Here is a 26,517-nt window from a genome sequence, read left to right as displayed (position 1 = left end):
GTGCTATGTTTATAGCTAGCAGTATACAACCGAGGAGATCACTGAATGGCAGCTCATGTGATGATACATATTAAACCCGAAGACTTGCCTGCCGAAGGACTTCGGGTTCGCTACCGTAGCGGCGAACTTTTTGAGAAAAAAATCGAATGGGGAGAGATAAGTGACGGTCTGCTAAAGCCCAGTTCAGCCTGTAATGATCTTAAAGAGCCTGGTTTATGTATTGATGAATTGGGCGATACAGGCTTTGCAGGATTTGAAGCTCGAACTGGCAATTATTGGCGTTATCAGCATGAAGCTGATCCTGATGTTTTTCGTGAAAACTGTATGCAGGTTCTGGAAATTCTGGAGCAGTTCTGTCCTCGATCCTCTTGGGAGGCCTGGGTACCAACAACGGAATTTATCAGCAAAGACAGACTGCGGATGAGTCTCAAAAATACGATTACGGGAACTGAATTGAGTTACAAGGTGGTTAATAAGGGGTTCGGTTATCAGATCAAAGATCTCAGCAATGGACGGAGAGTACAAAAACTTCTCAAGCATGACTATATTCTCAATCAATTATTGGGTACCAGCTTTAAGCACCTGAACTACCATTCCGTTGATATAAAGACGGAGCCTCGAATTGAAGGAGAATCTGGCGGGACTATTGCCCTCTCCTTCTCCGCAGAAAATTATATGTTGCGCTATCGACTGACTACCCATGATTTTAGTCTGGGGCTTTTTGATACGTCCTCCGACACGCTTGAGTTAATCAAGCTTGTTGAACTTCCTCACAGCAGCGTAATCGAAGATACACGCACATTCTTAGGCTAAATTGGCAACTTTTTTTAGCAACCTGTAGACGACAGCTTACAGGTTGCTATATAAATGACTTAAGAATGCAAGTTTGTTTACCACTCCGTCGTTCAACACCAAGGAAAAGGAGAGCAAAACCGCTTGAAAGCGTTTATTTCCATACAAGTTGATAAGGATACAATTTATGCATCTTAATATTTCTGCCCGGCATGAAGCGAAAATTTCAGACTCTGTCAGAGAGCACATTTCCTCTCGACTCCTTCGCCAGGGAGATCACTACGAAAAAGTCACCCGAATGAATATAATCATCGACAAAGACGCCCAGGGTGATCTTGTTGAGGCTTCATTTCATGTCAATGGTAAAGAGCTGTTTGCCAAAGCTAAAGGCGATAACCTATATGCCGCTATTGATGCGCTTGGTGGGAAAGTGGAGCGTCAGCTCACAAAAGCCAAGGAAAAACAGTCCAATAAAAGAGGTATTGGCCTCAAGCATCAAGAGATCATTGCTGATTCTGTTACTGATGAAGAGCTGGAAGCGGAAGAGTATTCAGAAGAAGTTTAGCTCTTGAATCTTGATTTATGGTTAATCATCCATAAAGGCCGAGCATTCAACTTGGCCTTTTTTGTGGCTACCGTCCTGTGCCCTTTCGCTATTACTGCTTATGCTATACTGCTCATCATCAACAGTCTTAATCTTCATCACAATCCGACTCAAATCCCTTGTAGACGTCGCTGGCATCAACATCTAACGCCGATGTTGAGCTGAGCACGGCTAAAGATAGCCCCAGCTTTTCCGGTAAAGCGACAAGTCCATCACTGAAACCGACAATTGAAAGCTTCTCTGCCTGACACTGCCTGAAAGCACTTTCAAGTGTTTTGATGGCTTTGATTTGTGAATTAGAAAGTTCCTCTGATGCTGGTGACTCTGGCTTGTTTTTCCGTCGGGGAATGACCTGCTTCAACAGGGAACCCTGGGCATCCTGCAGCTGGATGCTCAGGTCAGCTCTCTGAGATTTCAATAGCGCAATTTTAACTAATGCAAACTGCCGTTCGCTTTGACAGCAGAGCGTAGAGTCTGAGGCAGCATCCTTAACTATTCGCAGAACCTCTGTTGCCCTTAGGCTGTTGGATAAAGAAATATTCATTCGTTGACCAAAACGTCCTGGCTTTTGAAAAACAATAAATTATCGACTGGAAGAGTCCGAGTGCTTTAGGGTCTTGCTAACGGCTAGCGCAATCCTACCGTTTGTCGGCCACTAGTGCCAGTAGGCGCTCTATTTCGCGATTCTTAGCGTTAATTTCCTCTTGGAATGAAGCTTCTTTGAGTGCGGCATCACTCTCCAGGCCGCTTTCTAACCGGTAGTAACGTCTTTTTGCATCCAGTAATTCATCCTGGCTGCTGGAAAGCAGCGCTTCTCTTTCTGCTAACTTTGTATCAAGTTTTGATATTGCTGATTTAAGATTTTCATTTTCACACACAAGAGAGGCAGAAGAGTTCTCTATGTTTTCTTTATTATCAATAATATAAGATGAATTATTCGCGTTAGTTCTAGACTGCTCCAGTATTGCTGAATCTTGCTCGATCAGTTGTAGCTCCATCTTGCAGATCACTTTCTCTTGCGATTTTATTTCCCGTTGGTGCTCAGCAAGGAGTGCGCTTTCTTTAATTAAACTTCGTTCAAGCTCCAGGTTTTCTTTTCTGGATTGCTCCAGATTATTCTGTAACTGCTCAATTGTTTGATATGCCCTATCAAGCTTAACAACCAGCTGTTCTATTTTCTCTCTTGCCTCTGTCTTAGCGGCATCCATCGCTTTTCGTTCTACTTCTGCTTCTTGCTTAAGGTTTTTTTGTTGCTCTAGCAGTTGGTGTTGAGCTCTCTGTTGAGCTTGATTCCAAATATCAGCAACAGCTGAGGTCAGAAATTCCGGCAATTCGTTACTGTCATCGGTAGGATAAATTCTGGCACTCAGGCCTTGCCACCAATCATTCAAAGCCTTGTGTATAGTTGTTGCACTACCCTTTCCCGTACGGGCTCGTACATTTTGCTGAGAAGGTCTAATCCCTTCTTTAAGCAGCTCGTCTGCTGTCTCAAAGACCAAATCATAGGTTGACTTGCCCATAAAATACACCATACATATTATTTAATACGTATATTATCATACGATTGGTTTAAATATCATCAGCAGAAAGATAACCAGAGTGCTCTGTTAACGTGGGATCAACAGCAGGAGCTTAATTAGGTGTGTCTATCTAAGCTTGCTCAATTTCTCAGGTTTCAATCGTTGCCGCCGTTGCGGCGTTAACTATTTCCACGATTGCTGGATGCTTGAGCCGCCGATCTGGAGAGATGGCATAATAATGTTCTTTGATTTCCTCTGTGCGGCCGATAATTTCAACATTAAACTGGGAAACGATCATCTTCTCCATCAGTGTTGGTGCAGCAAAGGCGCCGTATCCCTCTTGTCCGAATGATTTCATCAGTGCGCTGTCGTCAAACTCAGCGATAATCCTGGGAACAATATCGTACTTTTCAAACCACGATGAAAGACGCTGTCTGGCAGCAGACTTTTTACCCTGCAGCAAAAAAGGCTGTCCTGATAGTGACTTGGGGAAGCTTTCTTTGCATACTGAGGCAAGTTTCGCTGCTGCAAAAAATGTAAAACCGCTCTCTGCCAGTCCATGATTGTAAGCCTTGATGTGACCGCCAGCTGGAAGGGGTTGATCTGTTAACACCAGGTCCAGTCTATTGACCGCCAGATCAGCCAGCAGGCTATCCTGATCGCCTTCATTGCAAATAAGTCGTACCGGTTCTGCCATGTTTAATGCCGGGCTGATCAATTTATACGCCAGAGCTTTTGGTATTGCATCCGTTACTCCTATGGTGAAGGTTTGCCAGCGAGCGGGTTCCTGAGTTTTTAGAACAGCTTTTAGTTCATCACCAAGCTGGAAAATCTCTTCAGCGTACCCATAAATTAAACGACCTATTTCAGAAAGATGGAGGGTTTTCCCCCTGCGGTCAAACAGCTCAACGCCAATGTGTGCCTCAAAGCTACTTATTTGGCCGCTGATTGTTTGCGGCTTTAAATGCAGTCTTGTGCTGGCCTTGGTAATGCTGCCGTCTGTAGCGACAGCATAAAAATAGTAGAGATGGTTATAATTCAGGGGGGTCATATGACCAAGGCCTTCGAATATTTCGATGAATAATTAAATTATATTCGAATATACAGATGTCAACAACTAAGCTATAAGTAACCTTAATTCATGGATATGTGGAAGATATGACTGCTCAAAAAAGTACAATGTCCTTTAAAAGTCTAATTCAGCACGAATCAGCAGGGGGTGTACTGTTGGTGCTGATGGCTGTTACGGCAATGATTTTAGCCAATAGTCCCCTTGCCGGTTTCTACGAAGGCTTTCTGGCGACACCGCTGCAAATACGTGTGGGCGAGCTTGATATTGCCAAGCCCTTGTTATTATGGATTAACGACGGGTTAATGGCGGTATTCTTCTTCTTGGTCGGTCTTGAAATAAAGCGAGAAGTATTTACTGGCCATTTATCCTCTCCTGTCCAGGTAGTGCTTCCGGGGATCGGGGCTTTGGCAGGAATTATTGCGCCAGCACTGATCTATTTTGCTTTAAATCAGCATGACTCCGTAGCCGTGCAAGGCTGGGCTATTCCGTCAGCTACAGATATTGCTTTCGCTTTGGGTATCTTTAGCCTCTTTGGTAATCGAATCCCCATTTCATTAAAGCTCTTTCTGTTATCGGTCGCTATATTTGATGACATAGGCGCTATTCTGATTATAGCAGTCTTCTATTCGAGCGAATTGTCATTTCTCTCTTTTTCCGTGGCCGCAGTCGGCTTGATTTCTCTTTTTGTATTAAATCGCTGCTCAGTCAGAAGTCAGGCTGCCTATATCGTTATCGGTATTATCGTATGGGTTGCTGTGCTTAAGTCTGGAGTTCATGCAACCCTGGCAGGTTTCGCCGTTGCCTGGTTTATTCCCTTAAAGCTTGAGAATAATGATGGCTATCCGATGCTGCCTCATCTTGAGCATTCGTTACATCCCTGGGTTGCGTTTGCGATATTGCCATTATTTGCTTTTGCCAATGCTGGCGTATCGTTAACGGGAGTTTCTATAGACTCGCTACTTAACCCTATTCCTTTAGGTATTGCCCTTGGCTTATTTATTGGTAAGCAAGTGGGGATATTTGGTGCCTGCTGGATCGCCATAAAAATGGGCCTGGCAAAACTGCCGGAAGGTGCAACCTGGTTACAGTTCTATGCAGTAACCGTGCTCTGCGGTATTGGTTTCACCATGAGTCTGTTTATCGGGTCTTTAGCATTCGAGACTCAAGGTATTGACTACCTGATAGATGTAAAACTGGGTGTGCTTGTTGGATCTCTGTGTGCGGCATTAGCAGGGTCCATGTTGATAGCGCGCTCACAACCGAAAAAGAAGCTACGGGAGCAACTCAGTGAAAGCTAGCGCCTATTTATTACTAATGACCTCGTTCGTATCGTTTTCTGCTTTTTCAATGGGAGGTAATAACGTAGATGACAATCAGCAATTACTTGAATCCTGTCAGGCATTAACTGCGAACCCCGAGCAGGATAGTGCTCAGTCCTGTCGCTACTATCTCCAGGGGGTTCTGACCGGAGCATTTGTTACCGATAATGAAATAGCTACAACAGGAGGTGGTAAGCAGTCTGCATTTGTGGAAAGAGCTTATCGGACCAGAATTGGCAAGACAGAGTCAGGCCCCTCAGAGTCTTTTAGACTTTTTTGCGAAACAGGTGACGAGTCGCAGCGTCGTATTGCCAATATCGTTTCAAAACAACTGTCACTGCCAGCAGGGGCAGCTAAAACATTAACCACTCAAATTTATAAGGCATTGAAGCCTCATTATCCTTGCGAGTAGATTTATTTGAGGCAGAACATTAACCGCCCATTCCCGGGCGGTTTTCCCAGCTTGATCTGACTGCATATTAATCCAGCAAATTATTTAACCCGGCAATATCATTGATTAACAGGAAGCTTCACCATGGAAACAACCAAAGTCCTTGCATCTAGTGGGCAGACTCAAACGTTAGAAATTAACAAGGTTCTACGCAATACCTATGCCCTGCTCTCCATGACTTTGTTATTCAGCGCTCTGACAGCAGGGGCTGCTGCAGCATTAAACTTATCTCATCCCGGCATTATTATTACGCTGGTAGGTTACTTTGGTTTGTTGTTTTTAACGACTAAATTTCGCAACAGCGGTATTGGTCTGTTGTGTGTCTTTGCTCTGACAGGATTCATGGGCTACACATTGGGTCCGATCATCAATGCTTATCTGGCGATGAGTAATGGTTCTCAGATAGTAATGACTGCCATGGGAGGAACCGCTGTTATTTTTATTGGCTTATCCGCTTATGCTTTGACCAGCCAAAAAGACTTCAACTTCATGGGTGGGTTTTTGACGGCCGGAATATTGGTGGCGTTTGTTGCAGGGCTGGGAGCGGTGTTTTTTGAAATGCCGATACTGTCGCTTGCAGTATCCGCCATGTTTGTACTGCTGATGAGCGGTCTGATCCTATACCAGACCAGCGACATCATTCGCGGTGGAGAAACTAACTACATTATGGCAACCGTTACTCTTTATGTAGCCATATTCAACCTGTTTACCAGCTTGTTGCACCTGCTGGGCTTTATGAATTCAGGAGAGTAAGTCAACTCCGTTAAATCAGATTGAGAGTCTACAGGGTCGGTCGTTCAGGAGTCTGCGCAACCGACCTTTTTATTGTTTCCCTGTTGTTCCTGTTACTACTGTCCTGGTGGTGAAAGAACACCTTTAACAAGATATTCGGAACTCCATATCTTCCCTGTCCTCTTGCTGGATGTCAGCATCGAAATACCAACTCCGCCAAGGCTACCGATATTGTTACAAGATCGAGCGGTGACGATTATCTATATTTATTACCGGAAGAGACGATCGAACTTGAATGTCTGAAGTTAATCCGTCTTGGCTTGTGATAGAAACACAACTGAGGAATGGAGGCTGGAGTCGGAATCGAACCGGCGTTAACGGAGTTGCAGTCCGCTGCATGACCACTCTGCCATCCAGCCGGATGACCTGAAAACTGGAGCGGGAAACGAGACTCGAACTCGCGACCCCGACCTTGGCAAGGTCGTGCTCTACCAACTGAGCTATTCCCGCTAAAATCTTAGACGTCTTACATTATCAGGCTTTTCAGCCTGGTACCAATAAGTATTGGTGCCCGGAGCCGGACTTGAACCGGCATGATCGTTAGATCGACGGATTTTAAATCCGTTGCGTATACCAATTTCGCCACCCGGGCGCGGATGGAGGCTGGAGTCGGAATCGAACCGGCGTTAACGGAGTTGCAGTCCGCTGCATGACCACTCTGCCATCCAGCCAGATGACGCAAAAGAATTTGGAGCGGGAAACGAGACTCGAACTCGCGACCCCGACCTTGGCAAGGTCGTGCTCTACCAACTGAGCTATTCCCGCTCTATTCGCCTGACCAATCGATCAGGTGGTGCGTATTATAGATAGCTGCCTTGTCATGTCAATACAGCGAAAAGTATATATCTGAATAATTTAGAGATCTTTTACCAAGTCAGGCCAGGCCGCTCGCAAATACATCCACATTGACCAGAGCGTAAGCACCGCTGCCGCATATAAAGTCACCTCTCCAACGTAGGCCCCTGTGCTCCCTGGTACAGTTCCCAGCAACAGAAATATTGCCAGCATCTGAAGCATGGTCTTGAGCTTGCCGATAATCGACACAGCAACGCTGGCGCGCTTGCCTAGCTCTGCCATCCACTCCCGCAGGGCTGATATGACAATCTCCCGACCAATGATGATCACAGCTGGAACCGTTAGGAACGGGTCTGCGTAGGATTCGACCAGCATAACCAGTGCCACCGAAACCATCAGCTTGTCTGCAACCGGGTCTAGAAACGCACCAAAAGCGGTTGATTGGTTCAGTTTCCTGGCCAGATAGCCATCCAGCCAATCGGTAGCGGCAGCCATCGCAAAAATACCGGCAGCTCCATACAGGCTCCAGCCGTAAGGCAAATAGTAAACTACAACGATACAAGGAATCAGTGCTATTCGAATTACCGTCAGAACGTTCGGGATGTTCATTGAATCTTAATTAACTCTCTAATGTTGAGGTGATTCTGTCGAGACAGTATAAACAAATATTAATCTCGATGAAGATGGGCATAAATTTCTTCGGCCATGACCCGGCTAATGGTAGAGACTTTTGCAATTTCTTCAACGCTGGCGCGGCCTATTTCCTGGACTCCACCGAAATGCTTAAGCAATTCCTTACGCCTTTTGGGGCCTACACCCGGTATTTGCTCCAGTGCGGACTGTCCTCTTTTTTTAGCGCGGCGCTGGCGATGACCGGTGATGGCAAAGCGATGGGCTTCATCGCGAATATGCTGGAGAAGATGCAAAGCACCTGAGTTAGTCGGCAGCACCAGCTCATCGTATGTATCAGCGTGAATAATGGACTCCAGCCCCGGCTTGCGGGTAACCCCCTTGGCAATGCCTAATACCAGGATCGTATCGATCTGTAATTCAGCAAGAACTTCCTTGGCCTGCTTAAGCTGGCCCTTGCCACCATCGACTATCAAAATATCCGGTAGAATTGCATCATCCTTCTTAAGCCGTTTGTAGCGTCTTGTCAGCGCTTCATTCATAGCTCCATAATCATCTCCCGCAACTGCAGTCTCAATGTTGAATCGACGGTAATCTGATTTTTTAGGCCCCTGGTTATCAAAGACCACGCAAGAGGCAACGGTTGCCTCTCCAGAGCTGTGACTGATATCAAAACACTCCATTCGTTTTGGCGCCTCATCCAATCCAAGCGCTTCCTGTAACTCAATGTAACGGCGATAGATATTTTGTCGGTTGGCAATAAAATTCTGAATCTGTTGCTCGGCGTTTGTCATTGCCAGCTTCAGCCAGTTGCTGCGAGCGCCTCTGACTCGACTGGTGACCTGAATGCGTTTGCCCCGCACGGCTGTCAGCGCTGCGACAAGACAGTCCACATCATCAGCTTCATGGCTCAGTATCAACTGGGGAGGGACTGGTCGGGCAGATCCCTGGCTACTGCTTATGACGGGTGAGTGTTGTTGCTCTGTCCCGTTCTCTGCATTTAATTGTATTTCAGCTCCTTGCAAGTAGTACTGACCAATGAAACTGCTCAGCAGTTCCGATTCAGTGGTTTCCAGGGCCAGTTTTGGATAATGAGCCTTACTGCCAATGACTCGCCCGCCTTTAACAAAGAGTTGATGAATGCATGCTGCACCAGCGCTGATTGCACAGGCAAGAATATCAGCATCGCCTTCTACTCCGCTGATATGCTGTTCTTCCTGAACCTTCTGAAGGCTGATGATCTGATCACGCAACTCAGCGGCCAGTTCGAAATCCAGAGACTCAGCGGCCCGCTCCATCTGCTTTGCAAGCTCATCCCGGATGGACTGGTTTTTACCCTCCAGAAACATCATTGCATGGCGAATATCATCTGCGTAGTTTTCTGGTGTTATTTTATTAACACAGGGGCCGCTGCAACGATTTATCTGGTATTGCAAACAAGGTCTGCTCCTGTTTTTGAAAAAACTTTCTTCACACTGACGTATGCGGAAGATTTTCTGGAGTAGATTCAGGCTGTCGCGTACGGCACCGCTACTGGGAAAAGGGCCAAAATAGCGCCCTTTGTGCCGACGACTGCCACGATGAAATTGAATGGCAGGATACTGATGCGTGTCTGAAATAAAGATGAACGGGTAGGACTTGTCGTCCCGCAGCAGAATATTGTAAGGAGGGCGCAGTTTTTTGATCAGGTTCTGTTCGAGCAGCAGCGCTTCTGTTTCACTACCGGTAATCGTTAATTGAATACCTTGAATGCGCTGAACCAGCGCCTGGGTTTTTATAGCAAGACCGCTGCTGCGGAAATAACTGGCCAAGCGTTGTTTCAGATTCTTCGCTTTGCCAACATAGAGCACGTCGCCTTCAGCAGAGAGCATCTGGTAAACGCCGGGTCTCTGGGTGGTTTGAGCAAGAAATGCCTGGCTATCAAATGGTTCAAGGTTGACGGGACTGTGGTTTGAAGGCATGGGTTAACTTAGGAGCCTGAGTTGATTGGCAGCATTTTAAATGAGAACGCTGGGTCTTGGGAGATAATGAACGCTTGGTGTGCAGAAAAATAAGCGTTAGCGCTCCAGCTTAAAGTTTTTACTCTTTTGCATATGAAAATGAGTGGCTTCGCTATGCATCTCTTCCAGCTGTAATCGGGTATCGTCGGTAATACCAGCGCCGATTGATAGTGAGACCTCCAGGTAAACACCTATTTCGGCATAGTAGTAGAGCCTTGCATCAAAAGTCTTGGCCCTTTTGAGTTTGGTTAGAGCAATGCTCGCTCCGTTTACCAGGACCCGATTGATGTCGTTGTCAGCAAGCATCGGGTGGCGGTCCTGAGCGGACAGCTTTTCTCGCTCTTGTTTGCTTAGCATGCTATTCATCACGATTTCCAAAAATGAACTGAATTCACATTGACACATGTTAACACAAGCAGCCATAGTATATTCACAAGGCCTAACGTTTTAGACAACAAAAACCTCACTATCCACAATGATTTAGCTCGGATGTTTGCTTCATGGCTTCTATTAGTGTTAACGAATTATCAATTCTGGTCGTTGAACCCTCGAGTTTTCAGCAAAAGGTTATTTGTAAAGAGCTGACAGATTCGGGCTGCACTTCTATAGACACAGCGGCGAATATGGAGGAAGCATTGCTTTACATGGAGCGATATTCACCCGATTTAGCCATTAGTGCCATGTACCTGCCTGATGGTGATGGCGTAGCGCTAGTAAGCAAAATGCGCAGTAACGAGACACTTGAAAACATTCCATTTATGTTGATTTCCAGCGAGACTCGTCCAGACCACATAGACCCTATACGACAAGCCGGGTCCGTTGCCATATTGCCAAAACCATTTCGTCATGAAGATCTTGTTAAAGCGCTGGAGGCTACACTGGCATTCGTCGATCCGGAGGAGCTTGATCTGGATGATTATGAAGTTGATGAACTGAAGGTTCTGGTGGTGGATGACAGTGATTTTTCACTCAAGCACATAAGACGGGTTCTTGAAAATATAGGCGTCCATAAAATAATCATGGCTCATGATGGTAACGAGGCCTTGGAGCTGATTGAAGCGCATGAGTTTGATTTGATTTTTACCGATTACAACATGCCGAATATGGATGGAGAGCAGCTGACACAGCATATACGAGAGCACTCAAGCCAACCCTATGTCCCTATTCTAATGGTTACATCTGAGCAGAATGAAACACGATTAAATGGCGTCAAACGCGCGGGAGTCAATGCGATTTGTGATAAACCCTTCACGCCAGACCATATGAAATCCCTAATGATTAACCTGCTCTCTCATCAATGAGGGTCAGCTGTGCACAACAGCAACTATCAGTCGCCAGCAGTGAGAGATTTAGCCTGGTCGTTGTTGAGCCCCCAGCTATGCTTACTTACCCCTCCGGGTCAGCAGCGCATATGGGGTGATGAAGCGGTTATCCCCTTTCTGAATGAGCTGGATAAACAGCCCGAACAGTTAGAATCTTATTTAGAGCGCTTTTCCCCGCGCAGGCTGGGGATCTATTTTGAATTGCTTCTGACATTCTATCTCGAGCATTGTTCTGAAGTCGCGCAGATTCAGCCAGCCCTGCGAGTTCAATCACCTCAACGAACAATTGGTGAGTTTGATCTTTTATATCGCCCAAAGGGGAGCGGCTCCTACACGCATCTGGAAGTCTGTGTAAAGTTCTATCTGTCACCCGAATCAGGAAAGAACGCTAATCAATGGCTGGGGCTGAATCGCTCAGATTGCCTGGCCAATAAAGTCACCAAAATGCGAGACCACCAGTTAAAGCTGGCTGATCACCCCGAAGCCAAGAAAGTTCTAATGAAAAACGGGATCTGTGTAGATAGAAAATTAGCCATATTTCGCGGGCGGTTATTCTATTACAGACTATCCGATGATTCACCTCAGGAGCAGTGTCCTGGCATAATCGAAACATCGCACCTGACAGGCTGGTGGCTTCGTCAAGATGACTTTTTAACGATGGAATTAGCCGAAACGAGATACAGGCTGCTTGATCGAATGCAATGGCTGACAACACAGCCGGTTGTCAAAGCAGACGCTGTTAATGAGGAGACGCTTGCTTGCCAGGAGGTTATCCAAAGGCTGGACAAGAGGCCTTTAATGTTAGCTCGTTTACAAAAGACAGAGTGCGGCTGGGTGGAAAAAGACCGAGGGGTTGTCGTCCCCCGGTCTTGGCACAATTAGCCGGTATTTAGGCCATTGGTATTTATCCTTCTTTATGCTCAAATCGTTTCAGTAAACTGGATGTATCCCAGCGACCTCCGCCGAGCCCTTGTACATCAGCATAGAATTGATCGACCAACGCTGTGACAGGGAGCTGAGCCCCATTGTTACGCGCTTCATCCAGCACTATGCCTAGATCCTTGCGCATCCAATCGACGGCGAAGCCATAATCAAACTTATTGTCCACCATCGTTTCATAACGATTTTCCATCTGCCAGGATTGAGCCGCTCCTTTAGATATAACCTCCACCACCGCTTTGGGGTCCAGGCCGGAACGCATAGCGAAATGGATGCCCTCGGAAAGCCCCTGTACCAGGCCGGCTATACAGATCTGATTGACCATTTTGGTCAGCTGCCCTGCCCCGGATTCTCCCATTAACCGTACTGAGCGGGAAAATACATTGATTGCAGGTTCCGCCTCATCATAAGCTTGCCGCTGACCTCCAACCATTACCGTTAAGGCTCCGTTCTCAGCCCCCGCCTGACCACCTGAAACCGGTGCATCAAGGAATCTCAACCCCCGGCTATTGGCTATTTCACAAAGTTCACGAGCGACTTCAGCAGAGGCTGTCGTATGGTCTACAAATATCGCATCAGCTTCCATTCCTGCAAAGGCTCCATCGGCAGGACTTGTTGCCTCAGCGACTTCTTCCAGGCCAATGGTTACACTACGTAAATCATGATCGTTACCCACACAGGCAAAGACAATAGATGCGCCTTTTGCCGCTTTGGCTGGAGTTGTTTCAAATCGACCTCCATACATTTCTACCCATTTTTGCGCCTTGGATTGAGTTCGATTGTAAACACAAACATCGTAGCCTGCTTTTTGGAGATGCCCGGCCATCGGAAAACCCATGACTCCCAAGCCGATAAATGCGACTGTTTTCTGGCTCATACTTTGCTCCTTAGCCTTTCTATGACCAATATTCAGCGACTAACTGACAGTGAGGTACGTAATATCCAGTATCCAGATAGGGATACCCGGAATTTTGTTTTGTATAAACTAACTCAGGTTGGCTGAAGCAGCAGCTGCCGCAGCGCCTCTATTAAGCTCAACGCCTTCTGCAATCAAAACATTTTCCAAGGCATTAAGGCACAGAAGTACATTAGGTATACGGCATGAGTGACCCATCAAACCGATTCTCCAGACCTTTCCGGCCAATGACCCCAAGCCTGCACCAATTTCCAAGCCATAATTGTTCAGTAGTTTTGACCGAACTCTGGCTTCATCCACTCCGTCGGGTATCTGCACAGTATTCAACTGGGGTAGACGATGGGCTTCGTCGACAAGGAAGCTAAGCCCCATTGCCTCAATACCAGACTTCAGGGCCAGGTGATGATTATGATGACGTGTCCAGGCGTTCTCCAACCCTTCTTCTTTTAATATCACCAGAGATTCATGTAATGCGTAGAGCGAGTTAACCGGTGCTGTGTGGTGGTAAGTGCGTTTGGCGCCTTCACCCCAATAGCCCATGACAAGGTTCTTATCCAGAAACCAACTGGGAACAGCAGAGCGTCGTTGACGCACAACATCTACTGCTTGTTGGCTAAAACTGATGGGGGAAATTCCAGGTGGGCATGACAGACACTTTTGCGTGCCGGAGTAGACAGCATCAACTCCCCAGCCATCTACATCTACTTCAATGCCACCCAGGCTGGTGACCGCATCCATGATAACCAGGGCTCCATTCTCTTTTGCTACTGCACAGAGTTCCGCTGCGTCAGATCTTACGCCGGTTGAGGTTTCGGCGTGAACGAATGCCAAAGCCTTAACGTTGTCATGTTCGGCGAACGCTGCTTTGACTTTGTCAACATCAACGGGTTTGCCCCATTCGTCTTCAATAGGGATCACCTGGCCGCCAAAGCGAGAGACATTTTCTGCCATACGTCCGCCAAATACACCGTTTTGACAAACAACCACCTTGTCACCGGGCTCCACTAAGTTTACAAAACAGGCTTCCATACCGGCGGAGCCAGGAGCGGATACAGGCAAGGTTAGTGGATTAGAAGTTTTGAAACTGTACTGCAACAACTCCTTCACTTCATCCATCATGCGAACGAATTCCGGATCAAGATGGCCAATCGTAGGACGCGACAATGCTGCCAATACTCGTGGACTAACATCAGATGGACCGGGGCCCATCAAGGTTCGTACTGGTGGATAAAATGACTGTGTCATACCGTTAGTATCCTCAAATTTTAATTAGCAGTCGGCTAAAGGAATAGTGTCAAACCATAATCTTAATGTTTATTTTCAATAGATTGCAGAGTATTGTTAAACCAATATATTGCGATTTAAAGTAACTTTTCCGCACTCATTTCAGCAATGTTTTTTCAGCTCACCCAATTCTCGGACCATCTCAATCACCATATGGGCGGAATGTATCCCAGCCTGCTCCAGAAATTCTTTAAACGAAACAGAAGATTCCTTACCGGCTATATCCGACAATGCGCGGAAGATAATAAAGGGGACCTGATATCGAAAACAGGTCTGGCCAATAGCACCGGCTTCCATCTCAGCCGCTAGCATATCGGGGAATTTTGCCCTGGCCTCGGCAACCTTCTCTGGATCATTCATGAAAGCATCGCCAGTAGCAATCAGGCCCAGTACTGTTTTTACATCCTGTACCTTTCGGATACTTTCCTGGGCGATTTCTACCAACTTGGGGTCTGGTGTAAATGCTGCGGGCATCTGAGGTACCTGACCGTGTTCGTAGCCAAATACGGTAAGATCAAAGTCGTGCTGACGAACTTCTGAAGAAATAACCACGTCACCAATGTCCAGATCCTGGGCAAAACCACCCGCGGAACCGGTATTGATAATGCAAAGAGGCTGGAATCGCTCAAGCAGAATAGTCGTACCTATAGCGGCATTGACTTTGCCAATGCCTGATTTCAGCAGAACGACTTGCTGGCCGGATAGTTGGCCGCTATGAAATTCGTATCCTGCTACATTCAGGTCCTGCCTGCCGACCAACTGATCCCTGAGGTAGGTAACTTCTTCCTCCATGGCTCCAATTATGCCGATGATCTGATTCTGGGATTTGGAATTCATTCTCTCGACAATTGCCGATCCTGGTGTATCAGAAGTTTGATTAGTGCTGGTCATCTATCTATCCATATATTGTTTGGTGTTTAAAACAGCTTGCGGCTAAAAATCTGGCGTTTTTGAAAAAAAGCTAACACTGACCGTTTTGGGGATCGGGCCAGCCAAATCTATCAAACAATGGCATTATATCTTCAGGAACACCGGTAGACACCTGGATTTCTTCGCCGGTGAAGGGGTGTGAAAAAGAAACACTTCTTGACCAGAGTAGTAATCTATAACTTTGGAACTGTTCTCTGAAAAGCCTGTTGTGGCGCCCTTCTCCGTACCGGGTGTCACCTATTATCGGATGAGCGATGTGGTGCAGATGCCGGCGTATCTGGTGTTTTCGACCGGTTTCGGGAACAACCCTGACCAATGAGTAACGACTGGTGCTAAAACGACCTGTTGAGAAGGGAAGCTCAATGGTTGCTATGCGTTGATATTCTGAAAGAGCCGGTTGAGGTTCTCGCAGGTCGTCGGCATGGCGTTTCTCTTCCTTCTCCCTTTTATCACTTAATGCGTAATCGATAATTCCGGACTCAGGGGCGTAGCCACGCACCACAGCCATATACTCTTTGTTTACCTGTCGTTCGCTGAAAGCCTGTTGCAATTTGCTGGCGGCACCGGAGTGGAGGGCAAAGACCAGCACTCCAGAGGTTGGCTTATCCAGGCGATGAACGGGATAAACCCGCTGACCAATCTGATCACGTAACATCTGCAACGCGAAACGAGTTTCCCTTTTATCAATTTCACTACGATGTACCAACAGTCCGCTGGGTTTGTTTATAACAATATAATCATCATCACGATAGAGGATTTGGAGCTCACTCATTAGGCAAAAACTCTGAGGGTTGTATCGACAAGTACGGTGATTTTGAATCCTTGGCCCAAGGCCAGGTTAGAAAAAGAGTCACAGTGAGGGAAAACAGGCGTAAACCCTGACTGATGTAAACCTTGAAAAGTAACCAAAACCCCCCATTGTTGTTAACAAACGGGCTAATCTTAAGGGAGGGATTTAACAAGTCAATCACCCTTTTGCTTACTCAAGGGTGGAACCAAACAGGTAAGACTGCTATAAAAGCAACTATTCTGATCTTTGGTGGTCTATTAAGGCCGTAGCACTTAAAGAGACATATGTATTTTATAACGAATAAGGTGATTTATGAGAACTAGTCAAGTTGCAGCTGCTCATCAGGGCCGCACACTGATAGAAACCAATAAAATGATTCGCAACACCTATATGTTGCTGGCCATGACATTGGTATTCAGCGCCATTACTGCTGCCATTTCTATCGTTATAAATCCGCCTGTCATGGTTTATTTCGGTAGTGTTATTGGCAGTTTCGTGATGATTTTTGTTCTTAACCGTATGCAGAATAGTGTCTGGGCACTGCCACTGACCTTTTTGTTTACAGGTTTGATGGGGTTTGGACTAGGACCTATTCTCAATCACTACCTGGCAATGGCCAATGGTGGTGAAATTATTATGACCGCTATGGGCATGACCGCTCTGACGTTCTTCGGCTTGAGCGCCTATGTGCTGACCAGTCGTAAAGACTTCAGCTTTATGGGAGGTTTTCTTGCCGCCGGAATGATCGTGGTTCTGATCGCGATTGTAGCGAGCTTTGTGCTTCCGATGTTTGGCGTTCAGATTTCGGGCTTTTCCACGGCTATCTCAGCTGTGGTCGTTTTGCTGATGGCAGGTATGATTCTCTATGATACCAGCAACATTGTTAACGGTACTTACACTAACTATGTAATGGCTACCGTTAGCTTGTACCTGAACATCTATAACCTGTTCGTACATCTGCTGGCGCTCATTGGCGTACTCAGCGACGACTAATATCAGGCAGACAGTAACAAGCCCTCGCCTTCTTTGAATCGCGGGGGCTTTTTTTGTTCTTAGCGAAAAGCAGGTAGCATGTCGAATGAGTCCAACACCTATTAGCTTCTCAATACTGGTTTACGGGGCACCTTATAGCAGTCAGTCGGTGTCAACAGCTTATCGATTTACCAAGACAGCCATCGAAAAAGGTCATCGAATTCACCGGGTGTTTTTCTATGGAGACGCTGTTCAGATAGGCAGCAGACTGGTAGCAGTCCCCCAGGATGAAGTTGACCTGCAGCTAAAATGGCAGCAATTGGGTGAGCAGTATCAACTGGACATGGTCATCTGCATTGCAGCGGCCTTAAAACGCGGGATAATTAATAGTGATGAAGCTAAGCGTTTTGAAAAAGATGCGAGCAATCTTGCTGAAGGCTTTACTCTTTCTGGCCTTGGACAGATGATCGACGCAACACAGAGTTCTGATCGAATAGTGACCTTTGGCTATTAACAACCCAGAGCCTGTTAAGATCTAAGAGTAAATACTTAAACGCCCTCGAAAAGGGAAATTGAATGACTGACAAGAAGCAATCTATCCTGGCTGTGCTTACAAAGCCTCCCTACGGTGGTACGACCGCAAAAGAAGCTCTTGATGCAGTTCTTACCGCGGCAGCATTTGAAGTGCCTGTCTCTGTCTTGTTTATGGATGATGCTGTATTTCAACTGTTGCCGGAACAAAAAACTGAAGGCATTGAGGTAAAATGTCTGGCCACTACCTTGCCGGTGCTTCCTATGTATGACGTTGAGCATATTTACGTTGACCGAAAGGCTCTGGTTGACCGAGGTATTGATGCAGAGCAGTTGATTCTGTCTGTTCAACCGGTCGAAACTGACACGCTAAGATCCCTGTTTCAAAACCATAGTCGTATTTTGAGTTTTTAGACATGATTCTCCACACTGTAAATAAGTCGCCACTGACCAGCAGTTGTCTTAATAATTGTCTTCGTGCCATTGGAGATAATGATGGATTGTTATTGATAGAAGATGGTGTCTACGGAGCAGATAAGCATCAAGGCTTAAAACTTAAGCCGCTGCCTTCAGGTATTACAGTCTATGCGCTGAAAGCAGATGTCGAAGCAAGAGGGCTTATGGGGCGTTTATCGGAAGATGTCCGAGTGATCGATGACCAAGAGTTTGTGGATCTGGTTGTTAGCCATAACGCGTCTCAGAGCTGGTATTAAGTCATGTCAAAACGGATATTGACTGATAGCCAGAGTCAATCGAAGCATGGAATCTCCGTTGACGTGGAAGGTTATCTGCGAAACCTGGATGACTGGTCCGAGCAGGTAGCGGAAGTTATTGCCGAAAGCGAAGGTTTGCAACTCACTTCCGAGCACTGGGAAATTGTACGCTTACTTAGAGATTTTTATCAGGAGTATAAAGTCTCTCCGGCCATGCGAATTCTGGTAAAACAGGTTAAAAACAGCCTTGGAAGTGAAAAAGGTTCCAGTATTTATCTGATGAAACTATTCCCGGGAAGCCCTGCCAAATTAGCGAGTAAAATTGCTGGCCTGCCAAAGCCTACAAACTGTTTGTAGGCTTAAAACATTTATTCCTGCCCCTAAACCCTGAAACAGTGACTATACTCTTTCTCAGGAGGGCTCAATCTTCAATTCTCACTTAAGTTACAAGCATCTAACCACTGAGATTAAAAATTTGACGAGGAGTAAAGCGCCTCTATTTAAGAAGCCAATGTTGAATTAATAGTACTGGATTGATGGTACTGGATTGATTGGCTGACAGATATGATAGCTGGGCTGTAATCATTAGGATCTAATCATTAAATGGAGCTTCATGGCTAAGCCATAGAATGGACACTCGTTAAAAGGACTGACTATGAAACAGCCCAAAAAGGTTCTCATTGTTGATGATGAGCGCCTTAATTGTAAGTTAATGGCCGAAATTGTTACCCGTGAAGGATACGATTATCAATGCGCGAGTGATGGCCTGGAAGCACTTACAAAAATGGAGGAGTATAAAGCTGATTTATTGCTGGTTGACATGATGATGCCGGGAATGGACGGAATTGAATTGACCCGCCGTCTTAAAGCCGATAAAAACACCTGTAACGTGCCAGTCATTCTTGTCACCGGAATGAAGGACCAGGATTCCCGATTAAAGGGGCTTGGTGCCGGAGCTGAGGACTTTCTTAACAAGCCGGTAGATCGAACAGAGTTGTCTATCCGGGTTCGAAATTTACTTCGTCTTAAAGAGTTGATTGATCAATCAACCGCTCGTAGTAATGTTCTTGAAAAAGAGGCGATAGAAACAGCTGAAGAACTGGCCGATGCCCGTCAACAGCTACTGCATTCAGAAAAAATGGCTGCAATAGGACAACTTGCTGCTGGTGTTGCCCATGAAATCAATAATCCTGTGGGATATATCAGTTCCAACATTAATTCTATGGATGAATATGCCAAGGACTTGCTTAGATTATTAGAGGCATACGAGTCAGTGGAAAAGCTGTTACCGGAAGATGATGCCGGTACTCAGCTGATATCCCGGCTAAAGGAAGAAGTTGATATCGAATATCTCAGGGAAGATGTTCAGCACCTGTTGGATGAGAGTAAACAAGGCGTCGAGCGGGTGAAGAGTATTGTCCATGACCTTAAGTATTTTGCCCATCCGGACAAGGGTGACTGGCAGTGGAGCAACTTGCATGATGGACTGAATAGCACCATCAACGTGGTATGGAACGAAGTTAAATACAAAGCCGATGTGAATAAGAGTTATGGCGAGCTGCCCGAAATATTATGTCTTCCCTCCCAGTTAAATCAGATATGGATGAATTTTCTGGTGAATGCGGCTCATGCGATTGAGGGGATGGGCGTTATTCATATCCGTACGGGGATGGATGGTGATGATCATGTCTGGGTGGAGGTAGAGGATAATGGACAAGGTATGCCTCCCTCCGTGCAGAAAAAAGTGTTCGAGCCATTTTTTACGACCAAACCACCAGGCAAAGGAACTGGGTTAGGGCTTTCCATTTCTCTTGGGGTTATCGAAAAGCATGGAGGTCAGGTCGACATTGACAGTGAATTGGGCCGTGGAACAAGGCTGCGCGTCACACTGCCCGTCTCAAGATCTGAACCAGTCCCGAACGCTGAACCGGTTTTGAATTCAGTGCCTGTGCAGGACCAGGAATCAGTGCAGGGCTAGTTAGAAATTGCTGGTTGACCATCGAGAAACTGACGGACTAATTCTTTAAGCTCGCTGAGCCGGATTGGTTTACTGAGGTAACCGTCACATCCTGCTGCTCGAACCCTCTCCTCATCACCTTTCATTGCTAACGCCGTCAGGGCAATGATGGGGATGTTCAGCGTAGCCGGGTCTGCCTTTAGCTTTTGCGTGGCTTCCAGACCATCCATTACTGGCATTTGTAAATCCATCAGAATCAACACAGGGTTACAAGCTTTAGCTAACTTGACCCCTTCTTCCCCGTTATAAGCTTCTTCGGTTTTATAACCGGTCAGTACCAGAGCGTCTCGAACTAACTTCATATTTCGGGGTTCGTCTTCAATGATTAGAATGGGGCCCATCATTTTGATCTCCAATATGCTATCCGCAGGTGTTGAATCGAAATGATTCAGGTGAGCGCCATCTGCATCAATTTTTCAAATTTCTATACACTCTTCACAATTATTCACGACTAGCGGTAACCTGATGCAGAACTGACTGCCCTTTCCTTCCCCTTCACTCTCCACGTGGAGTCTGCCACCATGCATCTGAATAAAGCGTCGGGCAATCGGCAGGCCAAGGCCGGTCCCTGCTGTTTTGTTCTTCAATCCGCCTTGCACCTGATAAAACTCCTCAAACAACTTCTCCTGGTGCTCTGGGGCAATGCCGATACCACTGTCTTCAACACGAATTTCGATATAGCCATCACTGTTTTCCAGTAAAAACTCTTCTTTATCATGTTCTGTGGAGCTGTTTTCCGGTGAACGCAAGCAGGCGCAGACACGGATATTCCCCCCATCCGGAGTGAATTTTGTAGCATTTGACAGCAAATTGAACAGCACTTGTTTTAATTTGGTCTGATCAACCGTTAGCTGGATGTCGCGACAATTTTTATCAATATCCAACTGTAGCTGGATGCCATGCTGACCGCATTTTTCACGTATCATGAACAGGCTCTGCTCTACAAGGTCTGCAATAATGACGGGGGCAACGCTCAGCTCCATCTTTCCTGCCTCCACTTTGGCAAGATCAAGAACATCATTGATAAGCTCCAACAGGTGATAGCCACTGTCAAAGATGTCGGTAATATACTCTTTCTGCTTCGGGTTAAGCTCGCCAACGGCAGATTCCTTCAATAGCTCGGAAAACCCTATGATGGCATTTAATGGTGTCCTCAGTTCATGGGACATGCTGGCAAGAAAATCGCTCTTTGCCTTACTGTTGGCTTCTGCTGCGTTCTTGGCATGCAGGATTTCCAGTTCCGCTTGCTTCCTGTCAGTTATATCAGCAGCCATAGATATAACGATAGCCCTGCCATCGGGTAACTGGCCTATTGGAGCGGAGCTGAAATCCCATATCCGTTTATCTCTCTTTTTGGTGGTAATCACAAACTCATGTCCGGTAGTCCGGGTTTTTAGCTGAAACAGACCTTCGTAGTAGGATTTGATATTAGTACGGGACACCTCTTTTCCGTCAGCATCTTTACTGTCGGGGTTCTCTGTCAGGGTAATCCATTCATCGATACATCGGGTTTCTTCTGGTGTATAACCGCTCAGTTCTACCCAGGCCTTACTTAGCTGAATAACGGCCCCATCTTCTGCATGAATCATGACCGGGTAAGGCGCATCAATGACTGCTCGTCTAAATCGGGTATTGCTTTCAATCAGTTCCCTTTCCGTGCGTTTGCGTTCGGATATATCTCTGATAACCCCCACCGTACCTATGAAAAGATCGCTTTTTTTACCCGGCTTATCCTGATACAAACCTGAACTGTTCACTTCAACAACGGCAATACCCTCCTTAAACCCAAAACTTGCGACTGAGCCGGGTTTCGATATCAGCCGCACTTCCAGCCCCACCGTCTTTCGACTTCCTGTACGTCTCTCATCAAACAACTTTGGAGGCTCATCCCCGACGACACTTCGCCCCAGGTATTGTGGCAATACCTTTTCCCGTGAAACTCGATCAACATCTGATTCCAGAATAATTTCACTGAAGTGTTTACCAATCAGCTCTTCTGGCTCGTATCCCAGGTTATTGATTGCTGAGTTGATAAACATGAATATACCTTCAGCATCTGTCCAATAAACAATATCGGGAATGGTGTCGACCAGGACTTTGAATCGATCTTCGGAAGCCAGAAGCTTTTCAAAGTTTTCCGCAAGCTGTCCGTTCACCTGCTTTAATTCTCGTTCAGTACCCTTTAATTGCTCATTTTGCTGCATTAAGTTTTCATAGGTTGCGATGAACAGGTTAAGAATTTGCTGGGGCTCAGATGCAACATGATAGGTTTCACCGAAAATGGTGACGGAAAGACTTTCTGGCTCCTGCTGGCCGGTTTCACTGCTACCGATTTCTAACAGATACTCAATTTTTTCTGCCAACCGTGTCGCGTCGCAGGGTTTTGTGAAATAAAAATCGGCGTGGGATTCCAACCCCTGGAGAATATGTCGAGAGTCGGTTAATGAAGTTAACAAAATAACAGGAATATGTTTCAGCGTACTGTCTTTTTTGATTGCGGCACAAAGCTGAAATCCATCCAGGCCGGGCATTAGCACATCAGTAACAATTGCTGCAGGTTTGTGCTCTTTGGCAAACGCCAGTGCCTGCATACCATCGCGGGCAACCAGGCAGTTATAATCAAAACGTTCCAACGAGTGCTTGAGCCGAAGAGCCTGTGTCGGACTATCCTCTGCAACAACAATGGTTTTCATTTCAGTTCCTTTTCATTGAAAGTCAAATCACTTTGAAATCAAACCGTTTAAGTAAAAAGGCAGTTTTTCAAGTTGAACGATCTGATCAACTGCATCCAATGCCAATGCCGACCCGGGCATACCGTAAACCACGGCACTTTCTGCATCCTGAACCAGAGTGTGGCCGCCGTTTCGACGAAGCTCAAGCAGTCCCTCTGCCCCGTCGCACCCCATTCCGGTCATCAGTATCCCTATTCCCTTCCTGCCACAGACCCTGGCAACAGAATGCAGCAACGGCGTTGCTGAGGGTCGAAAACCATTGACAGGTGCGCTGCTGCATAACTGTGCTACCAGTCCGTTGTGATTACGGGCCACCAGAAGGTGGTAATCATCTGGTGCAAAATAGACAGTTGCTGCCTTAAGTGTTTCTCCGTCTTCGGCGCATTTCACGGTCAACAGCGTATTGGTGCTTAACCAGGTTATAAGCCCCGCTAAGAAGCCTTTCGAAATATGTTGAGCTATCAGAATGGCAACAGGGAATTCTAATGGCAGCGATAAAAGCAGTCCTCGAATTGCCAGTGGTCCACCGGTCGATATACCAATAGCAACCAGCTCATAGACCCCGGTTAATGGGGGTAATACGGGTAATACCTGTGTGCAAGTGTCTAACGCAACAGTTGTATGACGAGCGGGTTTTCGCCGAATTACTTTAACTTCTGACATTGCCCGCACTGTATCGACAATATCATTGCGAATAATTTCAAATCCCGGGTGGTTTAAACCATAAGGCTTCTCCAATACGGCTAAGGCTCCCTCCTCAATGGCTCGAAAAGTAATCTGAAGCTCATTATCGTCAACGCAGGAACTGATCACCACTATGGGAACAGGGCTGGTTGACATGATTATTCGTGTCGCTCCCAAGCCATCCAACTCCGGCATACGGATATCCATGGTTACCAGATCAGGTTTTAACTCATTGACTTTGAGCACGGCTTCACGACCGTTTCGAGCACGCCCGATAACTGCCATATCGGGTTCATTGTCCAGTATGGCCTGTAACAGCATAGCGACTACATCGGAATCTTCTGTGATCAGTATCCGTATCATCCAAATCTAACCTCTAACGGGGGTTATATTAGCTGCTTAACCACTTCCAGTAGTACCTTGGTTTCAAACTGACTTTTGACAATATAAGCGTCAGCACCCACCTCTATCCCCCGCTGTTTATCTGCCTCACGGGCCAGGGACGTTACAATAATGACCGGAATGCTTTGATATTTGCTGTGTTGTTTTATTAAATCTGTCAGGTCAAAACCATTCATGTTTGGCATTTCAACATCGGTAACAACCAGGTCAAAAGCTTGCTCTTGAAGCTTGTTCCAGCCTTCTCGCCCGTCTACTGCGATTTCAACGCGATAACCAGAATTCTCAAGAATGCCTTTCTCCAGGGTCCGGGTGGTAATTGAGTCGTCTACGATAAGGATTGACGACTGCTTGTTTTCAGAACTACTTTCATTCTCAAAAAATCGGCAGTTTGTCTTCATGCTGAGAGCCGATGTAACAAGATCAATAGGGTTCAAGACGATGATAATTTCACCGGAGCCGCTGAGGGTACCACCAGTAACGTTCCGCACCGAGATCAGTGGAGGAGTCAAAGGTTTAATGACGATGTCACGTTCTCCGACGATGTCGTCTACCAAAAAAGCGACCGCTCCCCAGTTCTTGGATAATATGATGACGGGGTATTGCTGTAGGTCTTTGGCAGCCCAGGGTGACAACTTTAATGTGAGAGCGAGATCCCGCAGTGGCACCGGCTGTCCATCCAGTAACACAGCCTGACTTGCCTCCACTTCGACTACATTTTGCGGAGAAATTGTCATTACACGCTCTACAGCGGCTATTGGAACGGCAAATATGCCCCCTCCGCTACGAATGATGAGTCCTCGTTCTGTAGACAGACTTAAGGGTAAAGACAGTGTAAATTGACTTCCCTTGCCAACCGTTGAATCAACACTGACATGACCCTTTAACCGGTTCAGGTTGGATTGGACTACGTCCAGGCCTATCCCCCGACCTGATAAATCCGTAACACTTTCTTTTGTTGAAAAACCCGGTCTGAAAATAATATCCAACATCGCTTGTCGGTCCATATTTTCCAGCTCTGTAGTGGTTATCAACTGCTTTTCAAGAGCGATTTTTTTAACGGTATCGCCATCAATACCGGCTCCATCATCAGACACTTTCATCAGTATTTGATTACCATGTCCTTCTACGCTTATTGATAATCGCCCTACGGGAGGCTTTCCCGCAGTAAGCCTTGCTTGCGAAGACTCAATACCGTGATCCACCGCATTTCGAAACAGGTGAAGCAACGGGGCTTTCACTCCTTCCAAAACAGCTCGGTCCATTTCAATAGCATCACCGGAAATATCAAAATCGACTTGTTTACCCAGTTCCCGGGCAATCGTCCGGACTGATCGGGTTAGAGGCTGTAACAGGGTGCGTACAGGCACCAGTCGCATTGATTGCATATCGCGGTGTAAGGCGACTGATAGTGTATTAAGACGCTTATTGTTAATTTTATATTGGTCAAGAATGCTGCGAGTATTGCTATTCAGTTCAAGGATAGTCTGTTGGAGCTGTTCGGTTAGTTTAATTATTGGAGAAGGCTGTTGGAGGTCAGTTTTCAGCATAGGTGTAAAACGATCCAAAGTATCTCGTAACCCTGCTGCCTGATCGTGTAAACGCCGCAGTTGATCCATCTGATCTGCTGACTCCGTCTTTACCAGCTGCAACTCTTCGGTCAGTCCAGTAACCTGCTCCAGTTTATCCATAGAAACTCTGATAGAAGCACTCGATTCCACTGAAGGAAGCAAGTCTGTGTTCTTTTCTTTTCCGTCTTTATTTTGCTTGCTGATTCGGTTTTCATGTTCACTGTCAATAGATTCAGACTGAATGGCGGCAGAAAGGGTGTGTAATGGTATTTTTGTAGCAGACTCTTCAGTAACAACTGTGGGCCGGACAGAGGACGATGCGTTCAAGCTGAGAGTTGAATGAGCGGATAACCTGTCCAAACGAAATAAAAGGTCATTGATATCAAAAGTAGCAGCGCATCCATTACAGAAATCCTCCATGGCCTCTCGCATTCTGTCCAGAGTCTCCAGACACAGATCAATAATCGGGCTTTCGATCAAAAGATCTCCGTTTTTTACTGCTCCGAACAGACTCTCCATACGATGTGACAAGGCGACGATATCCAAAACATCAACGCCTCGCGCTGCCCCTTTAATATTATGGGCAGCACGAAATAAGACATTGATCAGTTCCAACCGGGGGGAGTCATCAAGTCCTTTTTCCAACGTCAGCAGACCTTCTGAAATAACCTGTATCTGGTCATCCAGTTCTACTCTGAACGTTTCGAGTAACTCGCGGCTGAACTTCTCGTCCAAATCCATA

27 protein-coding genes and 5 tRNA genes are annotated in these 26,517 nt (G+C 46.3%); 13 read left to right on the top strand and 19 right to left on the bottom strand.

All coding sequences use genetic code 11. The features are described 5' to 3' along the window. Positions 1 to 45: 45 nt before the first annotated feature. Complete coding sequence (locus BGP75_RS14025; protein ID WP_076719448.1) at positions 46 to 813, top strand: hypothetical protein; 768 nt, start codon at positions 46 to 48, stop codon at positions 811 to 813. 166 nt (positions 814 to 979) lie between these two features. Continuing rightward, positions 980 to 1,357 (top strand): ribosome hibernation-promoting factor, HPF/YfiA family, encoded by a 378-nt coding sequence (hpf, locus tag BGP75_RS14020; protein WP_076719447.1) that lies wholly within the window; start codon positions 980 to 982, stop codon positions 1,355 to 1,357. Between the two features lie 127 nt (positions 1,358 to 1,484). Here the strand turns inward: hpf and BGP75_RS14015 are convergent, their stop codons facing one another. The 3 genes from BGP75_RS14015 to nhaR form a co-directional block, all read right to left on the bottom strand. Beyond that, positions 1,485 to 1,940: a hypothetical protein gene (locus BGP75_RS14015; protein WP_076719446.1), complete on the bottom strand. Its 456-nt coding sequence runs from the start codon at positions 1,938 to 1,940 to the stop codon at positions 1,485 to 1,487. A gap of 94 nt (positions 1,941 to 2,034) precedes the next feature. Beyond that, positions 2,035 to 2,916, bottom strand: coding sequence for a DNA-binding protein (locus BGP75_RS14010; protein ID WP_076719445.1), 882 nt, complete (start codon positions 2,914 to 2,916; stop codon positions 2,035 to 2,037). Between the two features lie 148 nt (positions 2,917 to 3,064). Beyond that, positions 3,065 to 3,967, bottom strand: a complete 903-nt coding sequence (gene nhaR, locus BGP75_RS14005) for a transcriptional activator NhaR (protein ID WP_076719444.1) — start codon at positions 3,965 to 3,967, stop codon at positions 3,065 to 3,067. Positions 3,968 to 4,074: 107 nt separating this feature from the next. On the opposite strand from nhaR, the gene nhaA reads away from it, so the two are divergent. From nhaA to BGP75_RS13990, 3 genes are all read left to right on the top strand, one after another. Next, positions 4,075 to 5,286, top strand: coding sequence for a Na+/H+ antiporter NhaA (nhaA, locus tag BGP75_RS14000; RefSeq protein ID WP_076719443.1), 1,212 nt, complete (start codon positions 4,075 to 4,077; stop codon positions 5,284 to 5,286). After that, positions 5,276 to 5,719 (top strand): Rap1a/Tai family immunity protein, encoded by a 444-nt coding sequence (locus BGP75_RS13995; RefSeq protein WP_076719442.1) that lies wholly within the window; start codon positions 5,276 to 5,278, stop codon positions 5,717 to 5,719. The genes nhaA and BGP75_RS13995 overlap by 11 nt, the downstream gene beginning before the upstream one ends. 123 nt (positions 5,720 to 5,842) lie before the next feature. Continuing rightward, a complete protein-coding gene (locus tag BGP75_RS13990; protein ID WP_076719441.1) occupies positions 5,843 to 6,511 on the top strand; it encodes a Bax inhibitor-1/YccA family protein in 669 nt (222 codons plus the stop codon). 324 nt (positions 6,512 to 6,835) lie between these two features. Here BGP75_RS13990 and BGP75_RS13985 read toward each other — a convergent pair. The 8 genes from BGP75_RS13985 to BGP75_RS13950 all read right to left on the bottom strand — a co-directional run bounded on the left by BGP75_RS13985 (position 6,836) and on the right by BGP75_RS13950 (position 10,341). After that, positions 6,836 to 6,909 (bottom strand) — tRNA-Cys (locus tag BGP75_RS13985). A gap of 15 nt (positions 6,910 to 6,924) precedes the next feature. Continuing rightward, positions 6,925 to 7,000: transfer RNA gene (locus BGP75_RS13980), tRNA-Gly, on the bottom strand. Positions 7,001 to 7,055: 55 nt separating this feature from the next. Next, positions 7,056 to 7,142, bottom strand: a tRNA-Leu gene (locus BGP75_RS13975). Positions 7,143 to 7,147: 5 nt separating this feature from the next. Continuing rightward, positions 7,148 to 7,221: transfer RNA gene (locus BGP75_RS13970), tRNA-Cys, on the bottom strand. Between the two features lie 18 nt (positions 7,222 to 7,239). Next, positions 7,240 to 7,315, bottom strand: a tRNA-Gly gene (locus tag BGP75_RS13965). Positions 7,316 to 7,405: 90 nt separating this feature from the next. Further along, positions 7,406 to 7,954 carry a CDP-diacylglycerol--glycerol-3-phosphate 3-phosphatidyltransferase gene (pgsA, locus tag BGP75_RS13960; RefSeq protein WP_076719440.1) on the bottom strand — a complete coding sequence of 183 codons (549 nt, stop codon included), beginning with the start codon at positions 7,952 to 7,954 and terminating at the stop codon, positions 7,406 to 7,408. A gap of 59 nt (positions 7,955 to 8,013) precedes the next feature. Further along, positions 8,014 to 9,936: an excinuclease ABC subunit UvrC gene (gene uvrC / locus BGP75_RS13955; RefSeq protein ID WP_076719439.1), complete on the bottom strand. Its 1,923-nt coding sequence runs from the start codon at positions 9,934 to 9,936 to the stop codon at positions 8,014 to 8,016. Positions 9,937 to 10,032: 96 nt separating this feature from the next. Continuing rightward, the gene (locus BGP75_RS13950) at positions 10,033 to 10,341 is read right to left on the bottom strand and encodes an excinuclease ABC subunit C (protein ID WP_076719438.1); all 309 of its coding nucleotides are present in this window, start codon (positions 10,339 to 10,341) and stop codon (positions 10,033 to 10,035) included. A 134-nt stretch (positions 10,342 to 10,475) separates the two neighbouring features. Here BGP75_RS13950 and BGP75_RS13945 point away from each other — a divergent pair, with 134 nt between their 5' ends. After that, a complete protein-coding gene (locus BGP75_RS13945; protein WP_076719437.1) occupies positions 10,476 to 11,276 on the top strand; it encodes a response regulator in 801 nt (266 codons plus the stop codon). Positions 11,277 to 11,285: 9 nt separating this feature from the next. Continuing rightward, positions 11,286 to 12,179, top strand: a complete 894-nt coding sequence (locus BGP75_RS13940; RefSeq protein WP_076719436.1) for a DUF1853 family protein — start codon at positions 11,286 to 11,288, stop codon at positions 12,177 to 12,179. Positions 12,180 to 12,201: 22 nt separating this feature from the next. On the opposite strand, the gene BGP75_RS13935 is transcribed toward BGP75_RS13940, so the two are convergent. The 4 genes from BGP75_RS13935 to BGP75_RS13920 all read right to left on the bottom strand — a co-directional run bounded on the left by BGP75_RS13935 (position 12,202) and on the right by BGP75_RS13920 (position 16,138). After that, on the bottom strand, positions 12,202 to 13,113 hold the full coding sequence (locus tag BGP75_RS13935; protein ID WP_076719435.1) for an NAD(P)-dependent oxidoreductase: 912 nt from the start codon (positions 13,111 to 13,113) through the stop codon (positions 12,202 to 12,204). A 108-nt stretch (positions 13,114 to 13,221) separates the two neighbouring features. Then, positions 13,222 to 14,397, bottom strand: coding sequence for an alanine--glyoxylate aminotransferase family protein (locus BGP75_RS13930; protein WP_076719434.1), 1,176 nt, complete (start codon positions 14,395 to 14,397; stop codon positions 13,222 to 13,224). 141 nt (positions 14,398 to 14,538) lie between these two features. After that, on the bottom strand, positions 14,539 to 15,273 hold the full coding sequence (mtnN, locus tag BGP75_RS13925) for a 5'-methylthioadenosine/S-adenosylhomocysteine nucleosidase (protein WP_076719608.1): 735 nt from the start codon (positions 15,271 to 15,273) through the stop codon (positions 14,539 to 14,541). Between the two features lie 124 nt (positions 15,274 to 15,397). Further along, positions 15,398 to 16,138 carry a pseudouridine synthase gene (locus BGP75_RS13920; protein ID WP_076719433.1) on the bottom strand — a complete coding sequence of 247 codons (741 nt, stop codon included), beginning with the start codon at positions 16,136 to 16,138 and terminating at the stop codon, positions 15,398 to 15,400. Positions 16,139 to 16,468: 330 nt separating this feature from the next. Here BGP75_RS13920 and BGP75_RS13915 point away from each other — a divergent pair, with 330 nt between their 5' ends. The 6 genes from BGP75_RS13915 (at position 16,469) to BGP75_RS13890 (ending at position 20,350) form a co-directional block, all read left to right on the top strand. Continuing rightward, entirely contained in the window at positions 16,469 to 17,149 is a 681-nt protein-coding gene (locus BGP75_RS13915; protein WP_076719432.1) for a Bax inhibitor-1/YccA family protein, read from the top strand. 85 nt (positions 17,150 to 17,234) lie between these two features. Further along, positions 17,235 to 17,642, top strand: a complete 408-nt coding sequence (gene tusD, locus BGP75_RS13910; protein WP_233152925.1) for a sulfurtransferase complex subunit TusD — start codon at positions 17,235 to 17,237, stop codon at positions 17,640 to 17,642. 62 nt (positions 17,643 to 17,704) lie between these two features. Further along, entirely contained in the window at positions 17,705 to 18,073 is a 369-nt protein-coding gene (gene tusC, locus BGP75_RS13905) for a sulfurtransferase complex subunit TusC (RefSeq protein WP_076719431.1), read from the top strand. Positions 18,074 to 18,075: 2 nt separating this feature from the next. Beyond that, the gene (gene tusB / locus BGP75_RS13900) at positions 18,076 to 18,372 is read left to right on the top strand and encodes a sulfurtransferase complex subunit TusB (RefSeq protein ID WP_083704819.1); all 297 of its coding nucleotides are present in this window, start codon (positions 18,076 to 18,078) and stop codon (positions 18,370 to 18,372) included. A 3-nt stretch (positions 18,373 to 18,375) separates the two neighbouring features. Then, on the top strand, positions 18,376 to 18,729 hold the full coding sequence (locus tag BGP75_RS13895) for a TusE/DsrC/DsvC family sulfur relay protein (RefSeq protein WP_076719430.1): 354 nt from the start codon (positions 18,376 to 18,378) through the stop codon (positions 18,727 to 18,729). Positions 18,730 to 19,027: 298 nt separating this feature from the next. Further along, positions 19,028 to 20,350, top strand: coding sequence for a response regulator (locus BGP75_RS13890; RefSeq protein WP_076719429.1), 1,323 nt, complete (start codon positions 19,028 to 19,030; stop codon positions 20,348 to 20,350). Here BGP75_RS13890 and BGP75_RS13885 read toward each other — a convergent pair. The 4 genes from BGP75_RS13885 to BGP75_RS13870 form a co-directional block, all read right to left on the bottom strand. After that, positions 20,347 to 20,733, bottom strand: coding sequence for a response regulator (locus tag BGP75_RS13885; RefSeq protein ID WP_076719428.1), 387 nt, complete (start codon positions 20,731 to 20,733; stop codon positions 20,347 to 20,349). The two genes, BGP75_RS13890 and BGP75_RS13885, sit on opposite strands and share 4 nt — an antisense overlap. Positions 20,734 to 20,805: 72 nt before the next feature. After that, positions 20,806 to 23,082, bottom strand: coding sequence for an ATP-binding protein (locus BGP75_RS13880; RefSeq protein ID WP_076719427.1), 2,277 nt, complete (start codon positions 23,080 to 23,082; stop codon positions 20,806 to 20,808). A 27-nt stretch (positions 23,083 to 23,109) separates the two neighbouring features. Then, a complete protein-coding gene (cheB, locus tag BGP75_RS13875) occupies positions 23,110 to 24,168 on the bottom strand; it encodes a chemotaxis-specific protein-glutamate methyltransferase CheB (RefSeq protein ID WP_076719426.1) in 1,059 nt (352 codons plus the stop codon). Positions 24,169 to 24,191: 23 nt separating this feature from the next. Further along, on the bottom strand, positions 24,192 to 26,516 hold the full coding sequence (locus BGP75_RS13870; RefSeq protein WP_076719425.1) for a hybrid sensor histidine kinase/response regulator: 2,325 nt from the start codon (positions 26,514 to 26,516) through the stop codon (positions 24,192 to 24,194). Position 26,517: the final 1 nt, after the last annotated feature.

The organism is Motiliproteus sp. MSK22-1 (assembly GCF_001968815.1).
Taxonomy (GTDB): Bacteria; Pseudomonadota; Gammaproteobacteria; order Pseudomonadales; family Balneatricaceae; genus Motiliproteus.
The sequence above is the reverse complement of the archived record's forward strand: the minus strand, read 5'-3'. Positions and strand labels throughout refer to the sequence as shown.